General features: G+C 72.8%; 9 protein-coding genes. 4 read left to right on the top strand and 5 right to left on the bottom strand.

What is annotated here, in order from left to right:
* Window positions 1–251: 251 nt before the first annotated feature.
* Complete coding sequence (locus tag ABT299_RS28475; RefSeq protein ID WP_500252578.1) at window positions 252–1529, top strand: HNH endonuclease signature motif containing protein; 1278 nt, start codon at window positions 252–254, stop codon at window positions 1527–1529.
* A gap of 1660 nt (window positions 1530–3189) precedes the next feature.
* On the opposite strand, the gene ABT299_RS28470 is transcribed toward ABT299_RS28475, so the two are convergent.
* From ABT299_RS28470 to ABT299_RS28455, 4 genes are read right to left on the bottom strand one after another with little or no spacing between them, the layout of a single operon-like run.
* Window positions 3190–4491 (bottom strand): ROK family protein, encoded by a 1302-nt coding sequence (locus tag ABT299_RS28470; protein ID WP_500252577.1) that lies wholly within the window; start codon window positions 4489–4491, stop codon window positions 3190–3192.
* Complete coding sequence (locus ABT299_RS28465) at window positions 4488–5315, bottom strand: carbohydrate ABC transporter permease (RefSeq protein WP_190864801.1); 828 nt, start codon at window positions 5313–5315, stop codon at window positions 4488–4490. Before ABT299_RS28465 ends, ABT299_RS28470 begins: the two co-directional genes overlap by 4 nt.
* A complete protein-coding gene (locus tag ABT299_RS28460) occupies window positions 5312–6253 on the bottom strand; it encodes a carbohydrate ABC transporter permease (protein ID WP_500200794.1) in 942 nt (313 codons plus the stop codon). The genes ABT299_RS28465 and ABT299_RS28460 overlap by 4 nt, the downstream gene beginning before the upstream one ends.
* Window positions 6254–7507 carry an extracellular solute-binding protein gene (locus ABT299_RS28455; protein ID WP_500252576.1) on the bottom strand — a complete coding sequence of 418 codons (1254 nt, stop codon included), beginning with the start codon at window positions 7505–7507 and terminating at the stop codon, window positions 6254–6256.
* A gap of 527 nt (window positions 7508–8034) precedes the next feature.
* Between ABT299_RS28455 and ABT299_RS28450 the strand changes: the two genes are divergently transcribed.
* Entirely contained in the window at window positions 8035–8823 is a 789-nt protein-coding gene (locus tag ABT299_RS28450; RefSeq protein ID WP_387032304.1) for an SRPBCC family protein, read from the top strand.
* A 68-nt stretch (window positions 8824–8891) separates the two neighbouring features.
* Window positions 8892–9962 (top strand): SRPBCC family protein, encoded by a 1071-nt coding sequence (locus ABT299_RS28445; protein ID WP_500252575.1) that lies wholly within the window; start codon window positions 8892–8894, stop codon window positions 9960–9962.
* A 21-nt stretch (window positions 9963–9983) separates the two neighbouring features.
* Here ABT299_RS28445 and ABT299_RS28440 read toward each other — a convergent pair whose 3' ends face one another.
* Window positions 9984–12854, bottom strand: coding sequence for a helix-turn-helix transcriptional regulator (locus ABT299_RS28440; RefSeq protein WP_500252574.1), 2871 nt, complete (start codon window positions 12852–12854; stop codon window positions 9984–9986).
* Between the two features lie 188 nt (window positions 12855–13042).
* Here ABT299_RS28440 and ABT299_RS28435 point away from each other — a divergent pair, with 188 nt between their 5' ends.
* On the top strand, window positions 13043–14443 hold the full coding sequence (locus ABT299_RS28435) for a PucR family transcriptional regulator (protein WP_500252573.1): 1401 nt from the start codon (window positions 13043–13045) through the stop codon (window positions 14441–14443).
* The last annotated feature ends 19 nt before the right edge of the window (window positions 14444–14462 follow it).

The following is a 14462-nucleotide window of genomic DNA, read 5'->3' as shown; positions in this document are numbered from 1 at the left end:
CCACCCTTGACTTTGGAGCCTCTGCGGCCCCTAGGCAGGTGATGGGGGCAGGCTCCGCCTGCCCCGCCCCCGGGTCGCGCCACCCCACCACCCCCTTCCGTCAGGGACGAATCGCCCTTGCGTGAGGCGCGAGGAGGGGCAACAGGCCACGAGGCCCAGCAGCCTTTCCCGCCCGAAAAATACCGGGAAGAATGTGGCCCGAACGGCCTTGAACGGCCTCGAATGGCGGTCACACAGGGTACTATTTACGTATGCAATCAGTGACGGTCGAGCTTGAGGCCGCGTCCACCATGGAACTGGTGAACGCGCTCTCGGCCATCGCCACTGAACTCGCACAACGCGAAGCCCCCGAATCAGCGGCCGCGTGCCTAGAACTCACCGAAATCCTGGTGGCCGCATCCGATCTGCAGGAAAGCGTCCTCGCCGGATTCATCGGCCGAGTCGACGCCTGCGGAGAACAGGCCCGGTGGGGATATCCCTCCACCCAAGCGTGGCTGCGGTCGCGGCTGGGCATGCGCGATAACCGGGTGAAAGAGCGTCTGGTGCTGGCGCGGCAGCGTCGCCGTCTCCCGCAGGTGGCCGAACGCCTCGCCGCCGGGGACCTGTCCCACGGTTACGCCGCCACCGTCGCCGACTCGGTCGCCCGCCTGGACGACACCGACTGCGCCGAGGCCGAGACAATCCTCCTCGGGTTCGTCGAGCAGGGCTTCTCGGCCGGGAAGGTCGCCGCGTTCGGCCGTCGGATCCGCGATCTCATCGCCGAACGCGACGACACCGAAGACGCCCCCGACGAGGACACCAAGCGGGGCTACGACAAGTCCTGGCTCACGACCACGCGTTCGCTGGACGGCGGCCGGTACGTCAAGGGCTGGCTGAACCCCGAGGATGCCGCGATCTGGGACGGCACCCTGGCTCCGCTGGCCAAGCCGGCCGGGCCGGACGACCGTCGTGACCTCGCCGAGCGGACGGCGGCGGCGCTGTCGAGCGTGCTCTCAGGTGGGCACAAGGCGTCCAAGGTCACCGTGATCTGCGACCTGGAGACGCTGACCGGAGGCAACGCCCCGGCCCGCCTGACCGACGGGACGCCGATCCCCGCCGCCCAGGCCCGCCGAATCGCCCTCTCCGCCGGAGTCTCACCCCTGCTCCTGGGGCGCGGGAACACCCCGCTCTACCTGGGCTACCGGGAACGATTCGCCTCCGCAGCACAACGACAGGTGCTGGAGACGCTCTACCCCTCGTGCGCGGTACGAGGCTGCGAGGTCCCCGGGACACTCTGCGAAGTCGACCACGTCCGCGGATGGGCGCTCGGGCGATCGCCCACCGACATCGACCAACTCGCACTCACCTGCGGATGGCACAACCGGTTCAAACACAGTCGCCCCGACCAGATCCAGATCAGCAAAGATCAGGACGGGCGGTACGTCTACCGGCTACTCCCACCACCCGACGCCCGAGCATCCGCAACCGGGGCCGGACCACCAGGCAGCATCGGCCCACCCGACAGCCCCGCGCTCGACTGGGCCGCATAACCGCACCACCCCAGTAACACCGGGCTCGGTCATGCCCTGCGCCGGTCCGCCCGCATCCCCACCGATGACGGGCGGCCCCGGCATGCCCACACCACAGCCGACCGCCTCGCACCGGCTGCACATATCCCCACCACCAGACAGCCCTTCAGAGACCGCCCCAACCGCCAACTACACCGCTCAACCAGACCGACCCCGCCCACACCGCCCCTGGACTGGACCGCGTCACCACCCACCCTCGGCAACACCACACCCGGCTACGCCCTGCGCCGGTCCGCCCGCATCCACACCGATGACGGGCGGCCCCGGCGGGCCCGCACCACAGGCGACCTTTCCGCAGCGGCTGCGACTGTCCTCTCCAGACGGCGCTTAGCGGAGGCACCGGCCCACCCGTTCGCTACGCCGCCCAGCAACACCGACCGACACCGCCCCGGACCAGGGCCGCAAAACCCACCCCGCCCCGGCGCGCCACCCTCACCCCGGCCACGCCTTGCGCCGGTCCGTCCGCATTCACCCCCACGATGGGTGAGCCAGCCTGCCTCATGACAATGCGATGCCGACACGACAGCGCGATACCGATGCAATGGCCAACGCCGCAGCCTGGGTGAACACAGCGCATTCCCTTTCAGACCGCAACGCCAGAGCACGCCAACACCGCATGGAAGACGGTTCTTCCTGCTTACCCTTCGAACCCTTTGCTCCCCTTTGCGCCACGCAGCAGTGGATTTCGCACCTTCCGGAGGGGGGTGGTGGGGTGGCGCGACCCGGGGGCGGGGCAGGCGGAGCCTGCCCCCATCACCTGCCTAGGGGCCGCAGAGGCTCCAAAGTCAAGGGTGGACGAAGTCCATCGCGAAGCGACGCCGAAGGCGCCCTTGACTTTGGAGGGGCGGCCCCGTACGCAAGCGCCACCCCACCACCCGAACACCCCATTTCGTTGATCGCCCTCTACCCCGGGAAGTACCAAGTCTCGGCCGAGTGAAGGCCACTTCAAATAGTCGGCTGCGCGCCGCACTCGCTCCCTCGCTTCCAATTCCTTAAGGCCCTGCGGCCCAACCGCCCACGCAGGTTGGCCAGCCGTCCGACACGACCGATCCAGCCCGCAATGAGAGATGAACCTCGCCAGGAAGCCGTCCCGAAAACCGGAGAGTTGGCGAGCGAAGCGGTCGGGCTCGTCGGAAGATGGGCTTCGCGGGGAGTCGGCGACTCGTAAGCGCGCTCGCGACCGAGGCAGACCCAATCAGGACATCGCCCAGAGGGTGCCGGACAGACGCCAGATGCCGCACTCGGGACGATCGTCGCTCCTGGCCAGGCCGTAGGCGGTGATACCGGAGCCCGCCACAGCCGACGAGAAGTCCGGGTCGATCCCGAGCGGCCTCCACCTCCAACGAGCGCACCGCTGAACACTCACCGGTGTGAGGCGCCCGGCACCGGGAGCTTGGTTGGGAACCGCGCATGTCGGAAGGTCGACTGTCCGGTGAGGCCGACCGTCAGTTCGGGGCGACCGTTCCGGGAGGCCGACCGTTCGAAGAGACCGATCGACCTCCCGGGAGTCGGCCGTGCTGAAGGCCCGACGTCTCAGGAGGCTGACCCCACCGGGACCGAGGTCAGCCGAGTGCGGGCCGGGTCAGCCGCGTCCGGGCGGGATCAGGCGTGTCCGGGCGGGTCAGAGGAGTCGGGCGGCGAGGAGTGCGGCGCCGTGCACGGCGGCGCGGTCGCCGAGTCGCGTGACGGCCAGCGGGGGAGCGGGACGGAACAGGAGGCGCTCGGCGAGCCGCGATTGCAGTGGTTCGAGCAGCAGCGGCCCCGCCTGCGCCAGGCCGCCGCCCAGGACGAACAGCCCCGGGTCCAGAAGCAGAGTGGTGGCGGCGAGGCTGTCGGCCAGGCAGTCGAGGGCCTCGGACCAGATTCGCGCGGCGAGATCGTCGGTGCCGGCCCGCGCGATCACGTCCTCCGCGCGAACGGTGCCCAGGCCGCTCTCGTCGTCGGGCGCTGTCCCGTCTGCCGAGCTAAGCGCCGCGCCGTCGACCCCGCTGCCGCCTGGGTTGCCTGCGCTGCCGCCTGCGTTGGCTGTGGTGCCGATTGCTGTGCCGTCCACAGTGAGGCTCGTGCTCCTGGTCACGCCACCTGCGTCGCTTGCTGCGCTGCTCGTCGTGCCGGCCCGCGTGCCGCCCGTCGCGCCGCCCCGCGTGCTGCCTGTCGTGTTGCTTGCATCGCTCGCCGCGCTGCCCAGCCTGCTGCCTGCGTCCCCCACTGTGGTGCCAGGCGCGGTGCTCGTCGCGGCGCTGACGGCGGTGCCCGCTGCGCCGTTCTGCGTGCTCCCTGCGACGGCGACGGGGACGGCGGCGTGGCCGGTGGTGTAGCGGCGTGCGATGGACGCGGCGGAAGCGTACGTCTCGAGGCAGCCCTTGTTGCCGCAGGCGCAGTCCTCGCCGCCGGGCCGCACGACGATGTGCCCGACCTCGCCGCTCCATCCGGAGACGCCCGGGTAGGTCGTGCCGTTCAGGATCAGCGCGGCGGCGATGCCGGTGCCGATGGCCATGAAGACGAAGTCGCCCGCGTCGCGTCCGGCGCCGAGGACGGCCTCGGCGAGGCCGCCGGTGCGGACGTCGTGCCCGACGGCGACGGGGACGCCGAGCCGCTCCTGCGCCAGGTGCAGCAGCGGCACGTCCCGCCAGCCGAGGTTCGCGGCGCGGACGGCGGTGCCGGACGCCTCGTCGACGATGCCGGGGACGGCGATCCCGGCGGCGCGGGCAGGGCGTCCGAGGGCCTCGGCGCGGGCGGCCATGTGGGCGGCGAAGTCGAGGATCCCGCCGACGGGGTCGGCGCGGTCGGTCGGCCACGTCTCGGAGATCAGCACCTCCCCGCCCGCCCCGGCCCCGGCCGACGACGGAGCGGAGCCGGACGGGGCGGGGACGAGGGCGGCCTTCATCGACGTGCCGCCGACGTCGATCGCGATGAGGGTCACTTGACCGAGCCCGCGGTGAGGCCGCCGATCAGGTACCGCTCGATGAACACGAAGAGGATCACGACGGGAACGATAGCGATCAGCGAGGTGGCGAACAGGTACTGCCAGTGCGCCTGGTACTGGGTGACGAACGACGGGATCGCGACGGTCAGCGGCTGCCGGTTGGGCGACGCGGTGACGGTCAACGCGACGATGTACTCGTTCCAGGCGGAGATGAACGTGTAGACGACGGCGGTGATGACTCCCGGGGCGGAGATCGGGAGCGTCACCCGGAACAGCGCGCCGACGCGTCCGGCGCCGTCCAGGAACGCCGCCTCCTCGAGCTCCTTGGGGATGCTGGAGAAGTAGCCGTGCAGGATCCAGACGCAGAACGGCAGGTTGAACGCGGCGTTGACGAGGATCAGCGCCATCAGCGTGTCGGTCAGGTTGAGCGCGACCATCTCCCGGAAGATGCCGATGACCAGCGCGGTCGGCGCGAACATCTGGGTGACGAGGACGAGCAGCAGGAACGCGCCGCGCCCGCGGAACCGGTTGCGGGCGGTGTAGTACGCGGCGGGCATCGCGCACGCCAGCGTCACCACGGTGGCGACGGCGGCGACGATGAGCGACACCCGCATGTTCGTCCAGATCGGCGCGGCCTTCCAGACGTCCACGAAGTTCGACCACTGCCAGTGCCCGGGCAGGTAGGTGCCGGGCGACTTCGTCAGCTCGTGCTCGGTCTTCAGCGAGGTCAGGAACATCTGCAGGTACGGCGCCACGAAGATCAGCGCGACCAGCCAGCCGACCCCGGTGAGGACGACCTTGCGGACGGGAGAGCGTTTCATCGGACCTCCTCCCGCCAGCGCGTGGCCCGCAGGTACACCAGCACCATCACCAGGATCAGGACGAAGTTGACGACGGCCATCGCGGCGGACTCGCCGACGTGCTGGTCGTAGAACGCGAGCTTGTACATGAAGGTGGTGGTGGTGTCGGTGGCGTGCCCGGGACCGCCCGCGGTCATCGCCCAGATGATCGGGAACGAGTTGAAGACGTTGATCACGTTGATGATGGAGGCGATCAGGACGGCGGGCCGCAGCAGCGGCAGCGTGATCCCGAAGTAGGTGCGGAACGCGCCGGCGCCGTCGACCCGCGCCGCCTCGTACACGTCGGACGGGATGGACTGGAGACCGGCGAGGATGACGAACGAGGTGAAGGGCAGCGACACGAACACCGCGACCCACATCATCCACACCATGGCCTGGTGGGGGTGGCCGAGCCAGTTCACCGGCTTGTCGATGACGTGCAGGTCGAGCAGCACGCGGTTGACGATGCCGGAGTAGTTGTCCAGCATCCACTTCCAGATCAGCGCGGTCATCAGCACCGACGCCGCCCACGGGACGATGACGGCCCAGCGGACGACGCGGCGGCCGGGGAAGCGGGCGTTGAGCAGCTGGCCGATCGCGAGCGACAGCACCATCGTGACGACGACGATGCCCGCGACCCACAGCAGCGTGCGCAGCACGACGGGGACGAGGGCGTCCTCGTCGAACAGGTCGGTGTAGTTGGCCGAGCCGCGGTTGCCGAGCGTGACGCCGGACGAGCTGATCTTCAGCAGCGAGGTGCGGACCATCTCGATGACGGGCCACAGCACCACGACGGCGATGAGCACGATGGACGGGCCGAGCCACAGCAGCGGGACCAGCGCGCGCCCGACGCGCCTGGGCAGGGAGGCGCGGGACGCCGGACGGAGCCCGGCGTCCCGCTTCACGGCGACGTCCTGCACTCAGCTCGCCTTTTCGGCGGTCTGCTGGATCTCGTCGAGCACCTTCTTCGGGTCCTTGTCGGCGACCGAGGTGCCGAGGCTCTGCTTGACGGCGCCCGCCACCGCGGACCACGCGGGGTTGCTGGTGGGGGCGAACTTGCTCGTCGGCAGCGCGTCCACGAACTGCTTCATGTACGGGTCGGAGCTGAGCGCGTCACCGGCGGACTTCGTCGTCGGCAGGAAGCCCTCCTTGGCGAGGAACCGCGAGACGTTGTCCTTCTGGTAGAAGAAGTCGAGGAACTTCTTGACGGCCTCCTTGTTCTTGCCGTCGTTCTTCTTGAAGGCGTCGAGGACGTCCATGACGCCGAGCGTGTTGGGCTGCGAGCTCGCGTTCTTCACCGGCAGCGAGGTGACCCCGAAGTTGAGGTTCGGGTTCGCCGGGGTGATGAATCCGGCCTTGGTGAACGGGCCGCCGATCGCCATTCCGACCTTGCCCTGGGCGAACTGGTTGAACACCGTCTTGCGGTCGGTGCTCTCCGGGTTCGGCTGGGTCAGCCCGGACTTGTTGAGGTCCTTGAGGAAGTTGAGGGTGTCGATGTTGGCGGGCTGGTTGATGGCCCATTTGCCGGACGAGTCGACCCAGCCGCCGTTGTCGTTCATCGCCCAGGAGAAGAACTCCGCCTGGGCCTCCTCGGGGCCGAGCGGCAGGCCGTAGCCGATGGCGCCGGCCTTCTTGACCTTCTCGGCGTCGGCCTTGATGTCGGCCCAGGTCTTGGGCGGGTCGGTGATGCCGGCCTTCTTGAACAGGTCCTTGTTGTAGAACATCAGCCGGGCGCTGGAGATGAACGGCAGCGTGTACTGCTCGCCGTTGAACTTGGCCTGCTCGACGAACGTGGGGGTGAAGTCGTTGAGCGTGGCCGGCGACACGACCTCGGACGCCTTGTAGAGCAGGCCGTCCCGGGCGAAGTCGGAGAACGAGTTGTAGTTGAGGATGTCGGGGACCTGCTTGGTCTGGACGTAGGTCTTCACCTTGGCATCCATCTGGGTCCAGTCGACCATCTCCAGGTTCACCTTGTACCCGGAGTTCTTGGCCTCGAAGTCCTTGATCAGAGCGTCCCAGAACGGCCTGGTGTTGTCGTCGTAGATCGCCGCGACGAATTTGATCGTCTTGCCGTCGGAGTCGTCTCCGCCGGACGAGCTTCCCTTGCCGCATCCGCTGACGCCGAGTGCCACGGTGAGGCCCGCGGCGATGGCGCCGATGAGGTGCCGTTTCATCTGTCCCCGCCTTCTTCGGCTCGCACTTGCGGACGCTCCCGCGCGTCCGTGCGTCGTTTTTCGGCCCGCATGTTCACGCCACCCCGGACCGGTCGTGCGGCGTGCCGTCGCATGACCCTTTGGCGTGGTCCTCCCACGGGCGGCGTCGGCCGCCCGGCCCTCCTCCCTTTCGCGCATGAAAAATTGTGCGCGGTGCGAATGCTCACTGAGCACAAACGCGCGTGGTGGCCATGAAGATAAACACTGGTCCGTACCAGTTCAAGGGGTGCATTACGCAAGAGGCTTAACCGTTACCGGAGGGGGGCGTGGTCCGGTGTGCACGCTGGGCTGGTCTGGTCGGCGGGTTTCGGCCGCCGATCGCCCGGTTTTGGTGCCCTCACTCTGCGCGGAGGCCCTGTGACCTGCTGTGACGGTCCCGTGCCGGCGGCTCGCCTGGAGGGTCGGACGCTGGCCTGCGTCCTGTTTTGCCGTTCTTTACGCGGGTAGCCCGCCGCACGACCCCGAAAGAACGGCGAGGTGACGAGCACATGAACTTCCGGACCGGGTTCGCCGCCGGTGCGGGCGGCGCGCTGGCCGCGGTCGCCGCCGGCCGCGCCGGCCGCCGGGCCGCGGACCGGGTCGTCGCCCGCTTCGAGGCCCGGCTGGAGCGCGCCGTCCGGCGGCTGACGGCCGAGGCGGAGCAGGGCGGGCCGCTGGTCCGGGCGGCGCTGGCGGGCGCCCGGGCCCTCTACGACGGCAAGTCGCCGGGCCGGGCGCTGCTCAGCTTCGGCTGGACGGCGCTGAAGGAGACGCTCAAGCGGATCTTCGGCGGCGGGCGGCGCGGCGGCCTGGTCGCCATCGTCGAGCAGATCGACGTGGGCGCGCCGTGCCGGCTGGTCTACGACCAGTGGACCCGCTTCGAGGACTTCCCGTCCTTCATGAAGAAGGTGGTCGGCGTCGAGCAGGTGTCCGACGAGAAGCTGCACTGGAAGGCGCGGATCTTCTGGTCGAGCCGGTCCTGGCGGTCGACGATCGTCGAGCAGGTCCCGGACCGGCACATCGTCTGGCGCTCCGAGGCCGCGAAGGGGCGGGTGGACGGGACCGTCAGCTTCCACGAGCTGACGCCGGACCTGACCCGCGTGCTGCTCGTCCTGGAGTACCGCCCCGGCGGCCTCTTCGAGCGGACCGGCAACCTGTGGCGCGCGCAGGGCCGCCGGGTCCGGCTGGAGCTCAAGCACTTCCGCCGCCACGTCATGACCCGCTCGCTCACCGCCCCCGGCGGAGTCGAGGGGTGGCGCGGCGAGATCCATGAAGGCGAGGTCGTCAGGGCCTCGTGACACAGAACCCTCACATCGAACCCCTGCGGAGGATACGCACCATGAATCGCGGAACCAGGGTGGGCCCGGTGCCCATCGGACAGATCGCTCGACGGCTGCCGGTCGGCCGGCGGAGCCCGTCGGGCCTCGCCCGCATCACGCAGAACCTGCCGAGCGGCATCCCCGGCGGCAAGGCGCTCGGCGCCACCGGCGGCGTCCTGCTCGGCGCCGGCGCCGCCGTCGCGGCGAGCCGCGCGCTCGGCCGCAGGAACGACCAGGCGGACGGGACCGAGGAGCAGGACGAGAGCGGCGGCACCGCCGCGAAGGGCACCTCGGGCGGCCCGGCGAAGAAGACGGCGAAGACGGCGAAGGACGCCGCGAAGGGCGCCGGGGACACCGCCAAGGAGGCCGCCGGCAAGCCCGCCGAGCAGGCGAAGGGCCTGTTCGGACGGCTCAAGGACACCGTCGGCGGTGCCCTGAAGAAGGGCGGCGGCAAGGGCGGCGGCGGCAAGAAGGTGAAGGTCACCAACATCATCGAGCACACCGACATCGGTGCGCCGCGCCGCCTCGTCTACGACCAGTTCACGCAGTTCCAGGAATTCCCGTCCTTCATGAAGAAGGTCATCAGCGTCGACCAGGCGGACGACGAGAAGCTGAACTGGCAGGCGAAGATCTTCTGGTCCAAGCGGACCTGGGAGGCGACGATCGTCGAGCAGGTCCCGGACGAGCACGTCGTCTGGCGCTCCAAGGGCGCGAAGGGCCATGTGGACGGGACGGTCAGCTTCCACGAGCTGGCGCCGAACCTGACCCGCGTCCTGGTGGTCCTGGAGTACCACCCGCAGGGCCTGTTCGAGCGGACCGGCAACATCTGGCGCGCGCAGGGCCGCCGCGTCCGGCTGGAGCTCAAGCACTTCCGCCGGCACGTGATGACGCAGTCGCTGACCCACGCCGACGAGATCGAGGGTTGGCGCGGCGAGATCCGCGACAGCGAGGTCGTCAAGACCCACGAGGACGCGCTGAAGGAGGAGGAGAAGTCCGGGAACGGCCGCAAGGCCCGGGGCGGCTCCGGCTCCAACGGCAGGAACGGCGGCAAGGAGAAGGACACCGCCAAGGAGAAGGACGGCGCCAAGGACAAGGAGTACGAGGAGGCGTCCCGGTAGCCCGGCGGCGTCCGCGGGCGGTCAGCGGATCATCCGGGCCAGCTCGACGCGCGACCGGATCCCGAGCCGGGTGAACACGTTGCGGAGGTGGTGGTCGATGGTCCGCGGGCTGAGCAGCAGCCGCGCCGCGATCTCGCGGTTGGTGGCCCCCTCGGCGACCATCCGGGCGATGTGCGCCTGCTGCGCGGTGAGGCCGGTCAGCGCGGGTGGCTCCCCGGGCCCGGCGGCGGTGCGCGGTGCAGCCGCCTCCGGGTCCGGGGCCGGACCCGCGTCGCCCGCCGCGCGCAGCTCCGCGCGGGCCTGCCCGGTCCACGGGACGGCGCCGTACCGCTCGAAGATCCGCAGTGCCGTGCGCAGGTGCTCGCGGGCGGCGCGCGGGCGGCGGCCGCGCCGGAGCCGGGCGCCGAACAGCAGCTCGGTGCGGGCCAGCTCGAACACCGCGTCCGCCGACTCGTGCAGCCGGAGGGCTTCGGTGTAGTGCGCGGCGGCCTCGTCGTCGCGTTCGGCGAGCAGGGCGGCGCAGCGGCGGGCGAGCGCGAGCCGTCCCGGGGTCCGCGTCGCGTCCGCCCAGCGGGTGAAGTCCTCGGCGGCGCGGGCGGCGCGCTGCCGGTGGCCGGTGTACGCGAGGGCCTCCACCAGGTGCGGCGCGGCGAGCAGCCGGGCGAGCGGGTGCGCCAGGCCGGCGCCGCCGGGCAGCCGGAGCCGCGCGGCGGCGTCGCCGGGACGGTCCGCGGCGAGGTCGAGGCAGGCGGGCGCCCAGGCGCCGAACGCGGCGGCGCGGATGAGGCCGCGCCGGTCGGCCCCGGCGAGCCCGCGCCGGTCCGCGCCGCCGGAGAGCGCTTCCAGGTGCCGGTGCGCGGCGTCCCGGTCGCCGTTGAACCCGGCGACCAGGGCGAGCGCGGCGAGCTGCTCGGCGGCGTGCCCGTGCTGCCCGGTCGCCCGCGCCAGCCGCAGCCCCTCGTGGCAGGCGGCGACCGGCACCGGCGGATGGCCGAGGAGCGTCCCGCAGCGCGCCGCGATCGCCAGCGCGTACGACTCGGCGGGCGCGTCGCCGCGCAGCCGCGCGGACGCGACGGCCCCGGCCGCGAGCGCGCGCGCTCGGCCGTCGCCGAGGGCGAGGGCCGCGAGCGCCGCCCACGCCTGCGCGGCGGAGTCGTCGGAGTGGCCGCCCGACTCGCCCGACTCGCCCGGCTCGCCTGACTCGCCCACCGCGCCGCCGGCGAGCGCCTCGCCCAGCCGGACGGCCCGGCCGAGCAGGGGCGCCGCCTCGGCGTAGCGGCCGCGGAACGTCGCGGCCATCCCGGCGAGGTGCGCGCGCATCAGGTCGGCCCGGGGCGTCGCCGGGACGCCGGGCAGGTGCGCGGCGCGCTCGGCGATCTCGGCGTACGCGGTGTGGTCGCCGGCGGCGTCGGCGGCCTCGGCCGCCCACATGAGCGCCGTGAGCGCCAGCGCGCCGTCGGTCCCGGCGAGCCGTTCGGCGGCGTCGCGCAGCATCGGGACCGCGGTGGCCGGGGACCCCGCGCCGGCCTCGATCTCGCCGCGCAGCAGCTCGGCGCGCCCGGCCCGCGTGCCGTCCCGGTCCAGCGGCCGGACCTGCCGCAGGACGGCCCGCGCCCGGCGCGCGCGCCCGCCCGCCCAGGCGTCGGTGGCGGCGGCCAGCAGCCGGTCTGCGCGCGCGCCGCGTTCCGACGTCAGCGCCGCGGCGCGCTGCCACGCCTGCCACGAGTCGCCGTACCGGCCCGCCCGGCGGGACCGCGACGCCGCCTCCGCCAGCTCGTCGGCGATACGGTCGTCGGCCTCGCCGGACAGCGCCGCCCGGTGCCAGATCAGCGACGGCCGCTGCCAGTCCTGCACCAGCACCTGCGCGAGCAGCGCGTGCGCGGCCCGCCGCTCGGCCCGCGACGCCTCCGCCCACAGCGACGACCGGACGAGCCGGTCCCGCACGACCACCGCGTCGTCCCCGGCGACCGCGTGGTCAGCGAGCCGCAGGAGGCCCGACTCGCGCGCCGCCTCGATTTCCCGCGCGCCGATCCCGGCCGTCCGCGCGGCCCGCGCGACCGTCGCCGCGCCGAGCCACTCGTCCGCCGCCACCATCAGCACGAGCCGCTGCGCGCCCGGCGGGAGCCGCAGGTGGCGGTGCCGGAACAGGGTGCGCAGGACGCTGCCGGGCGGCAGCGCGCGGGGCGGCGGGGCCCCGCCGGACAGCTGCGCGGCGGTCAGCCCGCCGGCCAGCTCCCGGACGGCGAGCGCGCACCCGCTCGCCAGGTCGACGACCTCCTCCGCGAGCTCGGTGCCGAGCGCGTCGCCGGCGGCGTCCTGCAGGATCCGCAGGCTCGCCTCGTCGTCCAGCGGCGGAAGCCTCAGGTGCGGGATGCCGGTGAGCGGCGCCTGTGTGCGCGCGGCGAAGACGATCGCGAGCGGCTCGTCCCCGACGCGGCGCGCCGCGAACGCGAGGGCGTCCAGCGTGACCCGGTCCAGCCACTGCGCGTCGTCCACCCGGCACAGCACGGGCCCGGACCGCGCGGCGAGGCTCAGCAGCTCGCAGACCGCCGAGTACAGGACGAACGGGGCCGGGGCGTCGCCGCCGGACAGCGGGGCCAGCGCCGCCCGGAACGCCGGCGGCAGCTCCCCGGCCAGGTCCGACAGGGGCCGCAGCAGCCGGTGCAGCCCCGCGTACGGGACGTCCGCCTCGGCCGGGACGCCGATGGCCGTGAGCACCCGGAACCCCTCGGCGGCGGTCCGTTCGGCGGCGTCCAGCAGGGCCGTCTTGCCCATGCCCGCGTCGGCGACGACGGTCAGCGCTCCGCCGTGCCCGCCGCGCGCCCGGCCGAGGAGCCCTTCGGCGACCCGGAGCTCCCGGTCGCGTCCGTACAGCCGATCGTGTCCAGACAACACACCCATGGTGAGCAGAGGAGCACGCAGCGGCCGGACGGTCCAGAGCCCGGTTCTGTTTCAGGGCGGCCGCGCAACGGGACGGGCCCGCGATTGTGCACCGGCACAGTGCGGCGCGGGACCGGTGGTACCAGAGTACGCATGGTGGCACGATGAGGCCCCCTGCGTTGTGCCGGAGGTGGCGGGCGATGACGGCGAGCCGGTCGGGAACCACGGACCGCGCGGACGCAGCGGGCCGGGACGCCCTCCGCAGGGACCCCGCCCACCGGGAACCGGCGAACCGCGCCCCCGCCCGGCAGGACCCCGCGGGCCAGGACCGCGCCGGGCAGGACCGCGCCGGCCAGGACCGGGACCGGGAGCCGGGCCGCGCGGACGCGGACCGGGCGGTCCTGCGCAAGGCGGTGGCGCGGCTGACCGACCGGCTGCCCGACCTCGCCGACCGGCTCGCCGCCGAGATCCTGTCCGGCGACGACGGCGACCGCTCCGAGCAGCTGCGCGGCGACCTGTGGGAGGTCTGCCGGGTCGGCCTCGGGCACGGCTTCGAGGCGATCCTCGACCCCGGCCGGGGCCGCACCGACCTGGACTGGGCGCGCCGGCTCGGCCGGCGCCGCGCCCACCAGGGGCAGCCCCTCGACCAGCTGCTGCGCTCCTACCGGCTCGCCGGGCGGGTGTTCTGGGAGGCCGTCGTCGAGGTCGTCGGGCGGCACGACCCCGGCAACGTGCCGGCGCTCGTCCGGCAGGCGACCCGCACCTGGGACACCATCGACGAGCAGTCCGGCGCGGCCGCCGCGGCCTACCACCAGACCGAGCTGTCGCTGGCGCGGCGCAGCGAGGAGCGCGTCCAGGCGATCGTGGACGCGCTGCTGGACGGGCAGGGCGCGGACGGCGGGCTGCTCGCCACCGCCGCGTCCGTCCTCGGGCTGCCGGCGGCGGGCCGGTACGCGGTGGTGATGCTGGGCGCCGAGGGCGGGTTCGCGGGCGGCCTTGACGGCGAGCTCTCCGGCGAGTTCACGGGCGGCCGGGACCGGCGCCCCGGCGACATCGGCGGGATGCGGTTCATCTGGCGGCTGCGCGCCGACGCCCAGGTCGCGCTGGTCGCGCTCGGCACCGCGGAGCTCGACGACCTCGTCGGCGCCGTCCGCCCCTACGCCCGCTCCCACGCCGGCGTCAGCCCCGTCGTGCACAGCCTCGCCGAGCTGGGCGGGGCGCGGTGGCTGGCCGAGCTGGCGCTGCGGACCTGCCGCGGCCCCGGCTCCCAGATCGCGCGCCTCGACCGGCGCCTCCCCGACGCGCTGGTGCTGTCCCAGCCGCGGCTGGCCGGCCGGCTCGGCGACGTCGCGCTCGGCGGCCTCACCGGCGTGGACCCCGCGTTCCGGGACGTGCTGCTCGCGACCCTCACCGCCTGGCTGGACTGCGACGGCTCCGCCGCCCGCGCCGCCGACCGGCTGTTCTGCCACCGCAACACCGTGCTGAACCGGCTCCGCAAGATCGAGCAGCTCACCGGCCGGACCCTGGCGCACCCCCGCGACCTGGTGGAGATCGCGCTCGCCCTGAGCGCCGTCCGCCTCCACGGCCCCGCACAGCGCTGACCCGCGGCGAGCCGCCGTC

It is taken from the genome of Spirillospora sp. NPDC000708 (genome assembly GCF_040299565.1).
Taxonomy (GTDB): Bacteria; Actinomycetota; Actinomycetes; order Streptosporangiales; family Streptosporangiaceae; genus Spirillospora.
The sequence above is the reverse complement of the archived record's forward strand: the minus strand, read 5'-3'. Positions and strand labels throughout refer to the sequence as shown.

What these genes read in the sequence shown, in the direction of transcription:
- ABT299_RS28475 (WP_500252578.1), top strand. Translation starts at nt 252, where the DNA reads ATGCAATCAGTGACGGTCGAGCTTGAGGCCGCGTCCACCATGGAACTG.
- ABT299_RS28465 (WP_190864801.1), bottom strand. Translation starts at nt 5,315, where the DNA reads ATGAAACGCTCTCCCGTCCGCAAGGTCGTCCTCACCGGGGTCGGCTGG.
- ABT299_RS28455 (WP_500252576.1), bottom strand. Translation starts at nt 7,507, where the DNA reads ATGAAACGGCACCTCATCGGCGCCATCGCCGCGGGCCTCACCGTGGCA.
- ABT299_RS28450 (WP_387032304.1), top strand. Translation starts at nt 8,035, where the DNA reads ATGAACTTCCGGACCGGGTTCGCCGCCGGTGCGGGCGGCGCGCTGGCC.
- ABT299_RS28435 (WP_500252573.1), top strand. Translation starts at nt 13,043, where the DNA reads ATGACGGCGAGCCGGTCGGGAACCACGGACCGCGCGGACGCAGCGGGC.